The sequence below is a fragment of the Bacillus sp. 1021 genome (assembly GCF_014534735.1).
Taxonomy (GTDB): Bacteria; Bacillota; Bacilli; order Bacillales; family Bacillaceae; genus Bacillus; species Bacillus siamensis.
The window spans coordinates 939,421-957,866 of record NZ_JACVSR010000001.1 but is presented as its reverse complement, the minus strand read 5'-3'; the positions used below and the strand labels follow the sequence as shown (position 1 = coordinate 957,866).

Sequence of the window (18,446 nt, the reverse complement as noted above, 5' to 3'; positions counted from 1 at the left end):
GGAATGAAACCAACTGGAGGGGTATGAATGTCAGAATTCAAACAACAGGAGTTGTTCTGGGGCCGAATGTTTCACACGGAAGACCGTCCCAGTGCATTCCCTTCGTTTCAAGTGTCCGACTCAACAGTAAAGCGTGATATAACAAGCGGATCTGACTGTATTCACAGTTCATTGAGTGCGGATGTATCACGGCGCATCCTGACCATGACGAACCAAACGCCAATGGCCGTCTATCTGGTTCTCCTGATCGGAATTGAATCCCTTTTATACAAATACACGGGGGATGAGGGCGTGATTACAGGGGTTCCAACCTTTGAAGACGAAACTGATGAAGATCTTCGTTCAGACCAGCTCATGTTAATCAAACAGCATATCAATTCCGGCAGTACGTTTAAATCAATTTTCCATGAATTGAAACATACGCTGGACGAAGCGATCTTATATCAGGACGTTCCCTTTGATAAAATGGCCGGACAGCTGAGGCTGAACTACAATGCAAATCATTTGCCGATCATCCATACAGTCGTTTCACTAGAGCAAATTCATTCTGATGGTTTCATAGAAACGGCTGCTGCAGATGCTTTATTTCAGTTTGTTATGGGTGAAGGCTTGATTGACCTAAAGTTATGTTTTAATGAACAAGTCTATGACCGTCAGTATATGATGCAGGTGCTCGGACATTTAAACCGGCTATTTTCTGTCATATTATTTCAGCCTGACCTCCCCCTCGGCCAAGTGGATATTTTGCCAGAATCGGAGACACATACACTTCTCGTTGACAATCAAACTGCGAAAACTGAATATCCGCGGGATAAGACGATTTATCAGTTATTCGAAGAACAGATGAAACGAACACCGGATCAAGCAGCTGTTATTTGCGGAGAAAAGCAATTCACATATCGTCAGCTCAATGAACGTGCCAATCAATTAGCCCGAACGTTAAGGAAAAAGGGGGTAAAGACGGACCGGCTCACTGCGATTATTTGCGAACATGAGATCGAACTGGTCGTGGGAATACTGGCCGTTTTAAAAGCGGGAGGGGCCTATGTGCCAATTGACCCGGATTATCCGAAGCATCGCATACAGTATATAGCAGAAGACTCCCAAGCTGATATCATTCTGACGCAGAGCCATCTTCAAAAACAGTTGGAACTTGCGGGCACAATGGTTTTCCTCGATCAGGAAAGCTCTTACCACGAAGACGGCTCTGACCTGGAACCGATCAGCAGTACGAAGGATTTGGCTTATGTCATTTATACGTCAGGCTCCACAGGCAAGCCTAAAGGAGTGGCAATTGAGCATCAGGGCTTAACCAATTATATTTGGTGGGCCCGCCGGGTCTATGTCAAAGGGGAAAAAACCAACTTTCCCCTATATTCGTCCATCGCTTTTGATCTGACGATAACGTCTGTTTTCACTCCGCTTATTACAGGAAATTCCATTATTGTCTACGGAGGAGAAAACAGTGCTGCCTTGCTTGATTGCATTATTCAGGATTCAAGGGCGGATATTATCAAGCTGACCCCGGCGCACTTGCAGTTATTGAAAGAGATGAATATCCCTGCTGAGTGCACCATTCGGAAATTCATTGTCGGCGGTGACAATTTAAGCACGCGGCTCGCCCGAAGCATCAGCGGGAAATTCGGCGGAAAAATCGAAATTTTTAACGAATACGGGCCTACAGAGACAGTCGTCGGCTGTATGATTTATTCCTTTGATCCGCAAAACGACAGACGGGAATCAGTGCCGATCGGAACCGCCGCGGACAACATGAATATTTACGTGATGGATAAGAGCATGAAGCCGGTGCCTGCCGGCGTCCCGGGAGAAATCTATATCAGCGGGGACGGCATCGCCAGAGGATACTTGAACAGAGCGGAATTAACGGCGGAAAGGTTTTTGCAGCACCCCTTTGTGCCAGAGGTGAAAATGTACCGGACGGGAGATTTAGCAAGGCGGCTCCCGGACGGAAATATCGAATATTTAGGCCGGATCGACCACCAGGTCAAAATCCGCGGTTACCGCATTGAAATCGGGGAAGTCGAATCCGCATTTTTCCAAATACCGCCGATTCAAGAAGCTCTCGTTACGGCACAAGAAACCAACGGGGAAACATCCTTGTGCGCCTATTATACCGCACAGCATTCTTTAACCGCAGGCGAAATTCGGGAGCACCTGTCCCGGCAGCTTCCGTCCTATATGATCCCTGCTTATTTTGTACAGCTGGCAGCGATGCCGCTTACTTCCAACGGAAAAATAGATCGCGAGGCGCTGCCTGCTCCAACGGGAAATCTCACTGGCAATCCTTATACAGCTCCGCGGACAGAACTGGAAAAGATACTGGCCGGGGTGTGGGAATCCGTATTAGGCGCAGAACAGGTCGGAATCGATGATCATTTCTTTGAGCTGGGAGGAGATTCGATTAAGTCGATTCAGGTGACCTCAAGCTTATATCAAGCCGGGTATAAGCTTGACATCAAACACTTGTTCAAACACCCGACGATCTCCGGGCTTGCTCCTTTTATTGAGCCCGTTACCCGAATCGCAGAACAAGGGGAAATCAAAGGCCGTACCTTATTGACGCCGATTCAGCATTGGTTTTTCGCCCGGCAATACCCTGATCCGCACCATTATAATCAATCTGTCATGCTTTATTTTAAAGAGGGGTTGGACGAATCGAAGCTTCAGAAAGTCATGAAGAAGATAGCCGAGCATCACGATGCTTTGCGCATGGTCTATGTTCAGGGAGATCATGGACACGAAGCCCGAAATCGGGGGATCAGTGAAGGAGAATTATTCAGCCTCGAAGTATTCTCTTTACTCGAAGAAAACAACCCCGCTCAACCGATAGAAAAGATAGCCAATGACATTCAGCAATCCATCCATTTAGCCGCTGGTCCGCTCATGAAACTGGGATTGTTTCAATGTCAGGATGGCGATCATTTGCTGATTGCGATTCATCATCTGGTTGTAGATGGCGTATCGTGGAGGATTTTACTTGAGGATATAACGTCAGCTTATGAGCAGCTCCAAAACGGAGAAGCGATCACGCTCCCTAAGAAGACGGATTCCTATCTGTTATGGGCTGAACGATTGAAACGTTATGCAGAAAGTCCGGAATTTGAAGCGAAAAATCAATATTGGCTTGAGCAGAAACATATCTCGCAACACAAATTGCCAAAGGACAATGAGCAGGAAACCGGTCTGGCCGAAGACCGGGAAACGATCATCGTCCAATGGACAGAGGAAGAAACCGAGCGTTTATTAAAAAAATCGAACCGGGCCTATACGACTGACATTAATGATTTATTGCTGACCGGACTCGGAACGGCTGTTCATCGCTGGACGGGGCATGAAGAAATTCATGTTCATCTGGAAGGGCACGGCAGGGAATCTATTTTTCAAGACGTTGATATTTCACGTACGGTGGGCTGGTTCACAACCCAATACCCGGTTTCTCTTCAAATCCAGTCGGACCGGGACATCTCCCAGCGGATTAGAACAGTGAAAGAACAGCTGCGTCAGATTCCCCAAAAAGGAATAGGATATGGCCTGATGAAATATTCGTCCGATCATCCGAAGGCATCAGAATGGACCGGACATCCGGAAATCAGCTTCAATTACCTCGGACAATTTGATCAAGATTTCGAAAATGGAGGAATCGAGGTATCTCCTTACTCCGGAGGGAAAATTGCAAGCGACAGACATCCCATTGCCTATACGCTTGACATTAACGGCATGATCTCAGACGGCCGGCTGTCATTGGCCATCAGTTACAGCGGTAAACAATATCGAAGAGAAACAATGGAAACATGCGCAGCTCTCTTAAAGAACAGCTTAAAAGAAGTCATCGAACATTGCGCAGCTCAAAAAGACATTCACCTGACGCCAAGCGATATCTCGCTGAAGGACTTAACAATCGAAGAATTAGATCAATTTGTTCAGCAAACACAGCATATTGGCGACATTGAAAATATATATCCTTTAACTCCCATGCAGAAAGGTATGCTGTTCCATAGTTTAATGGATTCGGCTTCCAGAGCTTACTTTGAACAAGCCGCTTTTGATCTCAAAGGCGACTTGGATATCGAGGCATTTACAATGAGTTTGTCACAGCTGGCGGAAAGACATGAGATTCTCCGGACTCATTTTTATACGGAATGGAAAGATCAGCCTTTGCAGATCGTATTCCGGAAAAAACCGATCGAAATAACTGTTGACGATATTCGAAGCATGAAGAATAAACAACGAAACGAGTTCATTGCCGGCTTTGTACAAAAAGATAAGGCAAGAGGATTCGACCTTACCCAAGATGCGTTAATGCGCGTATCAATCCTTCGTACAGAGGATGACCAAGCCCGATTGATATGGAGCTTCCATCATATTTTAATGGATGGCTGGTGTCTGCCTCTTATTACGAAAGAAGTGTTTGAAACCTATTATGAGCTTATTGATAGAAGAAAACCGGAGCCCGAAGCCGTCACCCCGTACAGCCGATATATCGAATGGCTGGAAGACCAGGATCATAAGCACGCTTCAGCCTATTGGCAAAAATATTTGGACGGTTATGAAGGACAAACCGTTTTACTGAAAGAACCTGTCTCAAACCAAGCCACGGGATATCAAAAACAAAGGCTTGCATGCCGGCTCGGAAAACAGCTGTCAGAAGAAATCAGACAGACTGCAAGCAAGCATCACGTCACCGTGAATACGTTCATTCAAAGTGCGTGGGGACTATTGCTGCAAAGATACAACAACAGTCAGGATGTCGTTTTCGGATCGGTCGTATCCGGCCGCCCGGCAGAAATTCCGGGTATTGAATCCATGGTCGGTTTATTTATCAACACCATTCCCGTCCGTATTACCGCTCAGCCTGGAATGACTGTGGAACAAGTGTTGAAAATGAGCCAGGAGCAGGCATTGGCTTCTCAGGCGTATGATACATTTCCGTTATATGAAATTCAGGCTCAAACCGAACAAAAGCAGCAGCTGATCAGTCATATCATGGTATTTGAAAATTATCCGGTCGAGAAACAAATGGAACATATGAAACCGAATCGTGACGCGCTGGACATTATCAATTTCCATATGGAAGAGCATACCCATTACGATTTCAATTTCATTGTCATGCCCGCGGGAGAAATCGACATTCATTTTGTATACAATAGCAACGTCTATGATCATGCAAGTGTCAAGCGGATGGAAGAGCATTTTATGCAAATCATTAAGCAGATGGTGAACAGTCAGGCGATTCGCGTCCAAGACTTGGATATACTTACGGGGGATGAACGTTCGCTCCTTATAGAGGCATTTAATGATACGGAAGCAGATTATCCAAAGGAAAAGACGCTTCATCAATTGTTTGAGGAACAAGCACAGCGTACGCCTGATCAAACGGCTGTCGTATACGGGGAAAGCCAGCTGACATACCGGGAACTGAATGAAAGAGCCAATCAACTTGCCCGGACATTGCAATCAGAAGGCGTGCAGCCGGATCAGCCGGTCGGGATTATGGTCGAACGTTCCTTGGAAATGATCGCAGGACTCTTCGGAATCTTAAAAGCCGGCGGCGCGTATGTGCCGATCGATCCGAGCTATCCGGAAGAACGGATTCACTATATATTGGAGGATTCGGATACGAAGCTGTTGTTAGTACAGAGTCACTTGAGGAAAAGCGTGCCTTTTACGGGAAAAGTGCTTGACCTGGAAGATCCGCGATTCTCTTGGGAAGATGGTTCAAACTTGAAACAGACGGCCGGACCGAATCACTTAGCTTATGTTATCTATACTTCGGGATCAACAGGCCGACCGAAAGGGGTTATGGTGGAACACCGATCCGTAATCAATCGTCTCGTTTGGATGCAGGAACATTACCCGCTGGATAAGCAGGATGTCATTCTGCAAAAAACCCCAATCACCTTTGATGTATCGGTGTGGGAATTGTTCTGGTGGTCGATGACTGGTTCTAAAGCGGTATTGCTTCCAAACGGAGGGGAAAAGAACCCTGACGTCATCTTAGATACGATTGCGCAGAAAAATGTCACCGTTATGCATTTTGTGCCTGCGATGCTGCATGCTTTTCTTGAGTCCATGGAGCAGAAATCCGACGAGGAATTAAAGAGAAAGCTGGCGTCATTAAAATATGTATTTGCAAGCGGCGAGGCTTTGACGCCTGCGCACGTTGCCGGGTTTCATCGCTTGATCACACCGGCGGGTGAGGCTAAAATCATCAATTTATACGGGCCGACCGAAGCGACGATCGATGTATCGTATTTTGAATGCGAAGCGGGAGAAACGCTTAACTCAGTTCCGATAGGTAAACCGATTTCCAACATTCAATTGTATATCGTACACCCTGAATCAGAATTTCTTCAACCGCTCGGTGTGGCAGGAGAGCTGTGTATCGCCGGAGACGGGCTCGCACGGGGCTATTTGAACCGCCCGGAGCTGACGGCTGAGAAGTTTGCAGCTCACCCATTTGAAGCAGGGAAGCGGATGTACCGGACAGGCGACTTGGCAAGATGGCTGCCCGATGGCAATATCGAGTATTTGGGACGAATCGATCATCAAGTGAAAATCCGAGGCTACCGGATAGAACTCGGCGAGATCGAAGCATCTTTACTACAACTCGATGCTGTCAAAGAAGCGGTCGTCATCGCGATTGAAGAAGAGGGCTCAAAGCAGCTGTGCGCTTACTTGTCAGGAGACGAGTCATTAAATACGGCGCAGCTGAAGCGTCATTTGCTGAACAATCTGCCCGCGTATATGATTCCGGCTTATTTTGTACAAGTAGAGAAGATGCCGATAACCGCTAATGGAAAAATCGATCGAAAAGCGTTGCCGGCTCCTGAGGGAAATAGGCTTACCGGAACCGAATACGCAGCGCCAGGAACGTTAATTGAAAAGCAGCTGGCCGATATATGGAAGGATATTTTAGCTCTGCCTGACCCCGGGATTAAAGATCACTTCTTTGACGTTGGCGGCCATTCACTTAAAGTATTGCAGCTCATTCATCAAATTAACGCCAGTATGGGAATCAAAATGCATTATCAAGCCGTATACGATTTTCCTACCATCGAAACAATGGCACGCGCCATTCAAGCTGCAGTTTTCGAATCCGAGACGGATCATAACGTATTCGTCAAGCTGAACCAGGAAGATTCAATCCCTGTGTTCTGTTTCCCGCCTTTAATCGGGTATGGACTCGTTTATAATGAAATGGCGAAAAGACTTGACGGCGTCAGCACCGTCTATGCGGCAGATTTTTTAGAAGAGCCGTCTCATGAGAAAGAGATCGTTGACCGGTATGCAGAAAGCATGATAAGCATTCAAGAACAAGGGCCTTTTGTTCTGCTTGGTTACTCTTCGGGATCGAATTTGGCTTTTGAGGCTGCTAAAGCTTTGGAGAAGCGGGGCCGCACCGTATCTGATGTCATTATGCTGGATTCTAAAATCACCGATTCGGTAACTCATTTATCGGAAGAGGAAATCCAAGAGATCGTCCATCTGAATATGGACATTATTCCGGACTACTACAGAGAAATATTAACCATTCCTTCGATTAAGGATAAAATCAGAGGCTATCTTGCGTATCACAATGAACTGATCAATTCCGGCGCCGTTAACGCCAACATCCATCATTTGCTATGCGGCGATGTAACCGATGATAGGGGCTGGACACATTCAACAGCACAGCATTATCTTGAGTACAAATTAAAAGGAGATCACGTGACGATCTTTGAACCTCACAATATCGAAGAAAATACGGATGCAATTCGATCTATTATTAAACGGATTGAAGAACGGCATCATCACGGACTTGTTCTTGAAGAACAACTGTCAATGGGATCATTTGCGGGAAATACGAAGTTTGACAAAATGTAAATGATCCAGTGTAAAATGCCGCTGGATGACAGTCAGCGGCATTTTGTACGAAAAAGAAGAGAGTAAGCTCATGCATTTGAAACGGTTTCCTCGCATGCGTTCTCCATGACCATTTGTCATCAAATGTTAAAAGAAAATTCTCATTTTAAGGAAAAAGAAGGATATTCAGTCATGACAAAAAAGTGTAGCTTATGTTTAGGGGTTCTTGCTTTATGATTGAGCTGCTTATCTGGGAAGTCGTCGTATGCTGCCAGCACTGCAATTTCCCAAAAGGACCCTTATTTTAGGAAAAGGGGGATATGAAGTAATGAGGAAAAAATGTAGCTTATGTTTATGGGTTCTTGTTTTATTATTGAGCTGCTTATCTGGGAAGTCTGCGTATGCTGCCAGTACGCCAATTGCAAAACATGCAGGGAATTCAAACCCGCTGATCGACCATCATCTGGGCGCAGATCCGTTTGCACTGACTTATAACGGAAGAGTCTACATCTATATGTCAAGTGATGATTATGAATATAACAGCAACGGAACGATTAAGGATAATTCATTTGCCAATTTGAATAGAGTATTCGTCATATCTTCAGCGGATATGGTGAACTGGACAGACCACGGAGCCATTCCGGTAGCAGGTGCCTATGGCGCTAATGGCGGCCGGGGGATCGCAAAGTGGGCAGGTGCGTCCTGGGCCCCGTCAGTCGCCGTTAAAAAGATAAATGGCAAGGACAAATTCTTCCTTTATTTCGCAAACAGCGGCGGCGGTATCGGGGTTCTCACTGCAGACAGCCCGACCGGTCCGTGGACAGATCCGATCGGAAAACCGCTGGTGACGCCAAGTACACCAGGAATGTCCGGCGTTGTATGGCTTTTTGATCCGGCAGTATTCGTAGATGACGACGGTACCGGTTACCTGTATGCCGGCGGAGGCATCCCCGGAGGTTCAAATCCGACACAGGAGCAATGGGCAAACCCTAAAACAGCAAGAGTCATGAAATTAGGGCCTGATATGACCAGTGTTGCCGGAAGTGCATCTACAATCGATGCGCCTTTCATGTTTGAAGATTCGGGAATGCACAAATATAACGGGACATATTACTATTCCTATTGCATCAATTTCAGCGGCGCGCACCCGGCCGATAAACCCCCAGGTGAGATCGGCTACATGACCAGCTCAAGTCCCATGGGTCCCTTTACATATAGAGGGCACTTCCTGAAAAATCCGGGTGCATTTTTCGGAGGCGGCGGAAACAACCATCATGCCGTTTTCAATTTTAAAAACGAGTGGTACACGGTGTATCATACTCAAACTGTCAGCTCCGCTCTGTTCGGGGCCGGCAAAGGATACCGTTCTCCCCATATCAATAAGCTTGTGCATAATTCAGACGGATCCATTCAAGAGGTAGCGGCAAATTATACAGGCGTAAAACAGCTTTCTAACTTGAATCCATATCACCGGGTAGAAGCTGAAACGTTTGCCTGGAATGGACGGATTTTGACCGAGAATTCCTCTGCACCCGGCGGGCCGGTAAATAATCAACATATAACAAACATTCAGAACGGAGACTGGGTTGCTGTAGGAAATGCAGACTTCGGGTCGGGCGGTGCCAGGACGTTTAAAGCAAATGTAGCATCCGCTCTTGGCGGGAGAATAGAAGTGCGTCTCGATAGTCCAACCGGTAAACTTGCGGGAACACTGAATGTCCCTTCCACAGGCGGAACACAAAATTGGAAAGAAATAGAAACTGCGGTAAGCGGCGCAGCCGGTGTGCACAACGTATTCTTTGTATTTACCGGAACAGGCTCAGGAAACTTGTTTAATTTTGATTATTGGCAATTTACGCAAAGATAACATCAGTTTTGTGATATAAAAGCAGGACAGAACACATTTTCCTAATACGTTAAAAGACAGATAAAGGAGAGAAAAAATGATGTCGAGCGTAAAAAAAACAATTTGTCTATTATTGGTATGTTTCACTACGCTGTCAGTAATGTTAATGGGCCCAGGCGCTGCTGAGGTCTTGGCGGCAAATGATGTAACAGTTAACATTTCCGCAGAAAGACAAGTGATTCGCGGTTTTGGAGGGATGAACCACCCGGCTTGGGTTGGAGATTTAACAGCTGCTCAAAGAGAAACTGCTTTTGGCAATGGGCAGAACCAGTTAGGCTTTTCGATCTTAAGAATTCATGTAGATGAAAATAGAAATAACTGGTACAAAGAAGTAGAGACTGCAAAGAGTGCGATCAAACATGGAGCAATCGTTTTCGCTTCTCCCTGGAATCCGCCAAACGATATGGTCGAGACTTTCAATCATAATGGTGACACATCAGCTAAGCGGCTGAGATACGATAAGTACGCCGCATACGCGCAGCATCTTAACGATTTCGTTAACTTCATGAAGAGTAATGGTGTAAATCTGTATGCAATTTCCATCCAAAACGAGCCTGATTACGCTCACGAGTGGACATGGTGGACGCCGCAAGAAATACTTCGCTTTATGAGAGAAAACGCCGGCTCAATCAATGCCCGCGTCATTGCGCCTGAATCATTTCAATACTTAAAGAATTTATCGGACCCGATTTTGAACGATCCTCAGGCCCTTGCCAATATGGATATTCTCGGAACCCACCTGTACGGAACTCAGGTCAGTCAATTCCCTTATCCTCTTTTTAAACAAAAAGGAGCGGGGAAAGACCTTTGGATGACGGAAGTATACTATCCGAACAGTGATAACAACTCGGCGGATCGATGGCCCGAGGCCTTGGATGTTTCGCAACATATTCACAGTTCGATGGTAGAAGGGGATTTACAAGCTTATGTTTGGTGGTACATCCGAAGATCATATGGTCCTATGAAAGAAGATGGCACGATCAGCAAACGAGGCTACAATATGGCCCATTTCTCTAAATTTGTGCGCCCTGGATATGTAAGGATTGATGCAACGAAAAACCCTAATCCGAATGTTTACGTGTCAGCCTATAAAGGTGACAACAAAGTCGTGATTGTCGCCATTAACAAAACCAATACAGGGGTCAACCAAAACTTTGTGTTGCAGAACGGATCCGCTTCTCAAGTATCCAGATGGATCACGAGCAGCAGCAGCAATCTTCAGCCTGGAACGGATCTCAAAGTAACGGACAATCACTTTTGGGCCCATCTGCCGGCTCAAAGCGTGACAACATTTGTTGTAAAGCGTTAAAGGTATCTGTTTGTTCAAATAGATCATAGCAATAAGCCAATTTTCTGACTCTAAAAAGAAAATTGGCTTATTTTCTGTGGGTCTGACTGCATCCCTCACTGAAGTACAATCTCATTGTACAACTCCAACCTTAACCCGTATTAATCCGAACCTTACATCAACCTTAAATTAACCAGTACAGAATAAGGGATTGTCCTCTTACAGCAATCATAAGATTCAATGCCATATTGAGACTCATCACATTTAGCGTATCTACGTTGGAAATAAATTTAATTTTTCGATTCGATTGAAAAATGACGTGTAAAGTCCCGATTCAGTCCAGTTTTCTTTGTTCTATATGTGTCAGGTGTATCTTATTCAATAGAGATAGAGCAAATTGACAGGCTTTTAAACCTCCCAAAAACAAGAAATTAGGTTGATAGACAATCATGAGAAAGATTTTTACAATGAGTTCGTGCTCATAAGAAGTAGAGCCAAAATGATGTGAAGGAGGAAAAGACAGATATGAAACGGTCAATCTCTATTTTTATTACGTGTTTATTGATTGTGGTATTGACAATGGGCGGCATGCTGGCTTCGCCGGCATCTGCAGCAGGGACTAAAACGCCAGTAGCCAAGAATGGACAGCTTAGCATAAAAGGGACACAGCTCGTAAACCGAGACGGCAAAGCGGTACAGCTGAAAGGGATCAGTTCACACGGATTGCAATGGTATGGCGATTTCGTCAATAAAGACAGCTTAAAATGGCTGAGAGACGATTGGGGCATCACCGTTTTCCGCACGGCGATGTATACGGCAGATGGCGGTTATATTGACAACCCGTCCGTGAAAAATAAAGTGAAAGAAGCGGTTGAAGCAGCAAAAGAGCTTGGGATATATGTCATCATTGACTGGCATATCTTAAATGACGGCAATCCAAACCAACATAAAGAGAAGGCGAAAGAATTTTTCAAGGAAATGTCAAGTATTTACAAAAATACGCCAAACGTCATTTATGAAATTGCAAATGAACCAAACGGTGATGTGAACTGGAAGCGGGATATTAAACCGTATGCGGAAGAAGTGATTTCCGTGATCCGCAAAAATGACCCCGACAATCCCATCATTGTAGGTACCGGTACATGGAGCCAGGATGTGAATGATGCAGCCGATGATCAGCTAAAAGATGCAAACGTCATGTACGCGCTTCATTTTTATGCCGGCACACACGGCCAATCTTTACGGGATAAAGCAAACTATGCACTCAGTAAAGGAGCGCCTATTTTCGTGACGGAATGGGGAACAAGCGACGCGTCTGGAAATGGCGGTGTATTCCTTGACCAGTCGCGGGAATGGCTGAATTATCTCGACAGCAAGAAAATCAGCTGGGTGAACTGGAATCTTTCTGATAAGCAGGAATCATCCTCGGCGTTAAAGCCGGGAGCATCTAAAACAGGCGGCTGGCCGCTTACAGATTTAACTGCTTCAGGAACATTCGTAAGAGAAAACATTCGCGGCAACAAAGATTCAACGAAAGAACGCCCTGAAACGCCGGCACAAGATAACCCCGCACAGGAAAACGGCATTTCTGTACAATACAAAGCAGGGGATGAGGGTGTGAACAGCAACCAAATCCGCCCGCAGCTTCACATAAAAAATAACGGCAATACGACGGTTGATTTAAAAGATGTCACTGCCCGTTACTGGTATAACGCGAAAAACAAAGGCCAAAACTTTGACTGTGACTACGCGCAGATTGGATGCGGCAATCTGACCCACAAGTTTGTAATGCTGCATAAACCTAAGCAAGGTGCAGATACCTATCTGGAACTGGGGTTTAAAAAAGGAACGCTGTCACCGGGAGCAAGCACAGGGAATATTCAGCTTCGTCTTCACAACGATGACTGGAGCAATTATGCACAAAGCGGCGATTATTCCTTTTTCCAATCAAATACGTTTAAAACAACGAAAAAAATCACATTATATCATCAAGGAAAACTGATTTGGGGAACAGAACCCAATTAGTTAAGCTTTAGGCGGACATCAGCAACACGATGTCCGCTTTTATGATCTTAAAAACAGCAATACAAAGAAGTTTACGTGGCGGATGAAACTTCTGAAACAGTCTATAGGCCTGTACAAAATGTGCTAAAGGGCGAGTCATTCCCCTTAATCAAGGACATTTTACGCCGAATGAGGGCTGATGGAAATCTACGGCCTGATATTGGCGATGATCTGATTTCTTTTATATTTGAGTCAATGCAGTTTAATTTAGCCATGGTTTTTAGAGAATTCGATATTAAGGACTCTAGGCTATACTATAAGATTAGCAAGTACTTTGCTGACTTTATGGATCACGAGCTGCTTTAATATCACAAATATTCTGAAATTTTTAGCAATCTCAAGAAAGCAAGGGAGTAAATATGACTCACTGAACATAGGATGTAGTATTCAAAGTATGTATTTCACATTCGCCACTTTTATTCATTAAGGGGGCACAAAGAGAATGAAAACTTATGACACATTTCCAAAACCAATTGGCGGCTATACTGTCGGCCGAACCCAGATGGATTTTGATTACACGGCATCAGATCACTCAAAAAGAGAACTGACAGCGTTTGTGTACTATCCGTCCGACAGCAGCGAAGGGAAGACTACATCAACGTACATGTTTCCTGAAGTCTCCGAAATGCTTAATGAGCAGCCGCTTCTCACTGCGTTGAAGGATGCTTACTCTATAGATATCAAGACCCAATGTTACGACGACCTTGCTCTCTCCGGGAAGGAAAAACGCTATCCGGTGTTATTCTATGTTTGCGGCGGAGGCGGTTCTCCGGAATGGGGTACAGTGATCTGTACAGACTTGGCAAGCATGGGGTATGTTGTGGTAAGCATCGGCCATCAGAATAGCACAATGTATAAGCGTAAAGATGGGCGCATGTTTAATGTATCAAAGGATTTTTCGGATGCCATTTTGGCGTTTTCTGAAGATCCGGAGATGCTGGCGTTGGCTGATAAGATGGAGATGCGGCCTAACGATGAAACTGCCATTGAGATGTGCCGTAACGTGCTTACACTGCCGATACTTGACAAGTTAACAGTGTATAGTGAATTACAGGCGGAAGATGTAAGGTATGCAGCCGATTATCTTTACAAACTGGACTCTGGAGAGCTGAATTCTATCTTTAAAGATAGATTGTTGCTTGACATCGGCATGGGCATAGTCGGACATTCTTACGGAGGGCCTACGACAGCGATTGTTTGCCGGGATGACGACCGATTCGCCTGCGGGATTGGCCTGGATAGCGGTGCGTTCGGCCTTCAGGGCAGCGACCTAAAGAAACCCTTTTTGCTGCTGTTTTGTGAACCGAACTATAACATGAATGCGATCATTGGCGCTAACAATAGCATGGAAACCTATTATTTCTCTGTTGATCGTGCTGCGCATTTAGATTACTGCGACATCGTGTTTACTAATGTGAATGCGGAACTCAGAGGCGAACGGGATGCTATGGAGATGCGGAATCTTGTTACAAACTATACGAAGAACTTTTTTGATCATTACATACTGCAGAAGGCTGCAAGTGTGGAAAGTCTGGCATACGATGGCGTGGACTTGATCAAGAAGGCCGGCAACAAGTGACATAACCGATTAAAATACTCAAACCGAAAAACCTTTATGACCAATTTAATTTATTAAGGACGTAGAGGTTTTTTAATAGTACACTGCAAAAAGGGAGTGCTGTTAGAATCCATTTTTATATTCTCTTCACAATTTCTAGTTTACATAATATATATTCTAGGAAGTTATGTTAAGAGATGAATTACCTGTCTCATAAACTAAGTATACTTTAATCAATGAGACAAAAAAAGAAATATATAGCAAAATAACCGTATATTCCGTTTGCGCTTATTATTATTCATCTGTCACGCACAGGTTTAATTCCGGTTGATACAGCTGAATCAAACCTAATACTGCAAACGTCGCAAAAGCAATTTTTATAATGACAAAACCAAACCATAACAAATTATTTATCCAATGAACACACAGCTGTCAGCCTGAGCGCTGCCGCGAAATAAAATCCGGTTCTGTGCCCCAGCTCCAAATATATTGAACCGCCAAGCGATTTCAAACAAGTCGGCAAATGACGAATCTTGAGTACAACACGTTACGACAGCGCTTCCATTTCATAATTTCAGGATGTTCTATACATTGTAAATAAGCCGTCTTGAACAGACGGCTTTACAGCTTGTTATTTGCTTTGCTTACCTGCGGAAGTGTGAGTGATCCGATACTGCACAGTTAAAAACTTCAGGCCGAACAGCCACATATGATGAACGGCCTTCAAGCTTGTTTCGCTCTGGGCCGCAATAAGAAATGTCTCTGCCAGAGGAAGATGGCATGCCCCCCATTTCGTTTGCAGATAAATCCCTTCATCACCCGCTCCGCTTTTTCGGCGTCTGCTCGTCAAAACAAGATTCTGCTTATGCGCATAAGGTTTTAAAATGCCCGTCATTTGGCCAAACGGCAGCGGGAGAGAAATATTCATGTATCCCTCCCCTTTTGACCTGTACGCTGAATACAGCGCAGTAAAAACGGTTTCCTGCTTGTCATTTGTCCTGATCCACGCCCGGACATTTTTTCTGCCGTCTCTGTCAGAATCGACTCCTTTCATGCTAGTGTGCATGGTATACCAATCCGGATTCATTGACAGGTGGATCTGCCCCGCTCTTCTGCTGAACGGCTCGTACATGCGCGCGAACGGCCGAAACCATCCGCTCCACGTCACTTTTGCCTTGATGTCATAATCGATTGTCTCTTCATAAAAGGAAATAACGGCCGGAGCCAGTTTTTCAGTTGAAAAGTCTTCAGAATGCAGTTCTCTCATCTGATCCTGAAGGCCGGTATAATGGATTTCATTTGCTGCATGAATGTCAGTCAAAAAATTTTCGCCTATCGTTCTCTTCCCGTAAATTCGGCTGAACGTTCTTTCACTGCCCTCATCAAACGGTCTCGGATTTTCCAACCTCCACCCCGCCAAAGCCGGCAGAATAACGCCGAATGCATTGACGGCCCCGTGAATCCAAATCATCTGACTGATCGTGAGCGTTGCCTCCTCGCGGTAGACACCGAACGAATATATTAAAGAAAAAGCAATTGTAATCATTAACACAGCCGAAGAACTCCTGATCAAGAACCTGGCTGTTTTCACAGCAAACGGCGCCTTAAAGACGAGATACGCATTAACATACAGACCCGTCAGATACAGAGCGACAGCAATCACATCAAGTATCTTTGAAAATGTAATCCCCAGGGCGATAAGGATCGGCGAAATCAGGAGAATGACCGTGCTCAGTCTGTAAAGAACGCGATTCTCCCGCAGGACCCTGCCGAGCAATCCGTTAAAGATCGGAATGAGAAAAGCCGAATAGTGAAAGTGCACCGCCGTCAGCAGCACGATAAGCGGACCAAAATCCATGATAGGAATCTTAAGGATATATGCAAAAAACCAAAATCCGCCGCCGGCCAAATAAACGAAACCCATCATAACAGACATCTCTTTCGCTCTGTGGATATTTGTTTTCATCAGCCGCCATACAGCATACAGTGCCAGTCCAAGCGTATAAATGAGCCAGACAAAGGCAAAAAAGCTGAAGTCTGTAATCAGCGCAAGCACTGCACATAAAGCGGCAATGGGATAACTCCGTAATAGCACATTCTCTAAGGTCTTTGACGGCCGAAACGCAAAGCGGAATACAGCTGGAACGAAAAATAGTACGGATAATAAAACAAACGTCTCAGCAGCTGATATATGCGGTGCTTCAGCCGCCGCAAATCCCAAAAAGCAAACCGCGCCTACCATGAGATGACGCTTCAGCATGTTTCTCCCTCTGTTTCCCGGAAAGTCCCCCGGTAAGAGAAAATTGTGCCGAGTATCCTGTTTTTCACATGAACCTTTATGCTGAAGCAATTCACTTCCTCATCATAAGCCTCATAAACGGTTGAACTGCCGCACAGCCAAGCCGGAAGCGGGATTTTCTTTCCGCCTATCAGGAGCCACTGCTTTCCGGATGTAATAACAAGCCCTCCGTCTGAAGACGCTTCTAAATGCAGTTCAGACAGCAGGATATGAGGTTTACCGAAGTAATCAAGAATTCTGTTTTCCCGCTCGTCATATTCCATGATCGCATCAAAAAACCGGGTTTTGCCTTTAAAGAAAAAGGTTCGGTTCCACTCCACACCATTTTTCCTGTTTTTGTTCTCAATGGTAAAAGGGATATCTGTTCCCCTCTCTGAGAAAAAACATCTGAAAAAAACGCCTGTCTTTAAAAGCATTCTGACAAACAACGAACCTCCCTTAATTTCTGACATAACCCCTTCTCCGCAAAACGTGCGTGATCCGGCAAACCTATACCGTTTCTGCAGCATCGGATGCAGGAATTGATAATGAATAATCGCTTTTTCATACATTGAATCCGTCATTTCACTTCTCTCTCTTTCGTTTTGTATGCGCGGCGCTCGGCAGCAGGAATGTAAGAATCATACCCGCTATTGTAAGTAATCCTAATGAAATGGCGAATCCGCCGCCGGAATACTGCATTGCCGTTATACAAAAGAAGGCTGACTGTCCGGCGTGGATCAGCCGCTTTCTCCGCATAGGCAGCAGCCATAATATCCCTAATCCTGTCTTTTGCGCTCCTTTCACGATCTCTGCATCGGCACAGCCATCATGAAAGCCTTGAAAAAACCAATACAGACTGAATACGAGACACATCAGGACATAGACAAACCCGAAACGGACTGATATCTTCGGATGTCGGCTTTGTTCTATCCAAAGCCGCAACGCATCAAAGCTCCATGCGGTAGCCCAGCCGAGCAGCGGACGAAATAAAAACCGGTCTATCCATCTTCCCGGCAGACCCCAGGCCGTTTCATATTGATATTGAGTCAAAAATGTGATGTCCCCGTTATCCCGCTCTATATACCTCCAGTAGCCCCGGCCGTCTTTTATCAGAGACAGCGGATGATCCGATGCAAAAGCAAGCGCCGACACCCTTTCTGACGATTGAGGCCTTATGTCACCCATTGATTCACCCGTGCCGGACACCTTCAGCCCAAAACCGATTCGCGTTTCATATAGGAATCTCTGCGGTTCATCCGGTAACTTATGAAGATATGTAATGTCAGAAAAGCGCAGGTCCCATTCCTTATGAAGAACCGGATTTTGCGTATATTCCCAAAGCGTTTCTATATCAGACGCTATATTGATCTCGACATATATCGGCTTTTGTTTCATGCCCCCTCCTCTTCCCTTCTTTTGTAAACAATTCCTATATTATCATAGGGATGTATGAAATTCCGCAATAAGATTTCAGGAATATGAAGCT

General features: G+C 45.2%; 8 protein-coding genes. 5 read left to right on the top strand and 3 right to left on the bottom strand.

Annotated elements, in window-relative coordinates:
- Positions 1-27: 27 nt before the first annotated feature.
- The 5 genes from ICW23_RS04730 (at position 28) to ICW23_RS04710 (ending at position 14,700) form a co-directional block, all read left to right on the top strand.
- Positions 28-7,884 carry a non-ribosomal peptide synthetase gene (locus ICW23_RS04730; protein WP_188154100.1) on the top strand — a complete coding sequence of 2,619 codons (7,857 nt, stop codon included), beginning with the start codon at positions 28-30 and terminating at the stop codon, positions 7,882-7,884.
- Between the two features lie 307 nt (positions 7,885-8,191).
- Complete coding sequence (locus tag ICW23_RS04725) at positions 8,192-9,730, top strand: glycoside hydrolase family 43 protein (RefSeq protein WP_188154099.1); 1,539 nt, start codon at positions 8,192-8,194, stop codon at positions 9,728-9,730.
- A gap of 76 nt (positions 9,731-9,806) precedes the next feature.
- A complete protein-coding gene (gene xynC / locus ICW23_RS04720) occupies positions 9,807-11,078 on the top strand; it encodes a glucuronoarabinoxylan endo-1,4-beta-xylanase XynC (protein WP_188154098.1) in 1,272 nt (423 codons plus the stop codon).
- Between the two features lie 504 nt (positions 11,079-11,582).
- On the top strand, positions 11,583-13,082 hold the full coding sequence (locus ICW23_RS04715; protein WP_188154097.1) for a cellulase family glycosylhydrolase: 1,500 nt from the start codon (positions 11,583-11,585) through the stop codon (positions 13,080-13,082).
- A gap of 481 nt (positions 13,083-13,563) precedes the next feature.
- Positions 13,564-14,700 (top strand): alpha/beta hydrolase, encoded by a 1,137-nt coding sequence (locus tag ICW23_RS04710; RefSeq protein WP_016935956.1) that lies wholly within the window; start codon positions 13,564-13,566, stop codon positions 14,698-14,700.
- Between the two features lie 610 nt (positions 14,701-15,310).
- Here the strand turns inward: ICW23_RS04710 and ICW23_RS04705 are convergent.
- From ICW23_RS04705 to ICW23_RS04695, 3 genes are read right to left on the bottom strand one after another with little or no spacing between them, the layout of a single operon-like run.
- Positions 15,311-16,939: a YndJ family protein gene (locus tag ICW23_RS04705; protein WP_188154096.1), complete on the bottom strand. Its 1,629-nt coding sequence runs from the start codon at positions 16,937-16,939 to the stop codon at positions 15,311-15,313.
- Complete coding sequence (locus tag ICW23_RS04700; RefSeq protein ID WP_016935958.1) at positions 16,933-17,541, bottom strand: DUF4166 domain-containing protein; 609 nt, start codon at positions 17,539-17,541, stop codon at positions 16,933-16,935. Before ICW23_RS04700 ends, ICW23_RS04705 begins: the two co-directional genes overlap by 7 nt.
- 1 nt (position 17,542) lies before the next feature.
- Entirely contained in the window at positions 17,543-18,355 is an 813-nt protein-coding gene (locus tag ICW23_RS04695; RefSeq protein WP_188154095.1) for a hypothetical protein, read from the bottom strand.
- Positions 18,356-18,446 lie beyond the last annotated feature (91 nt).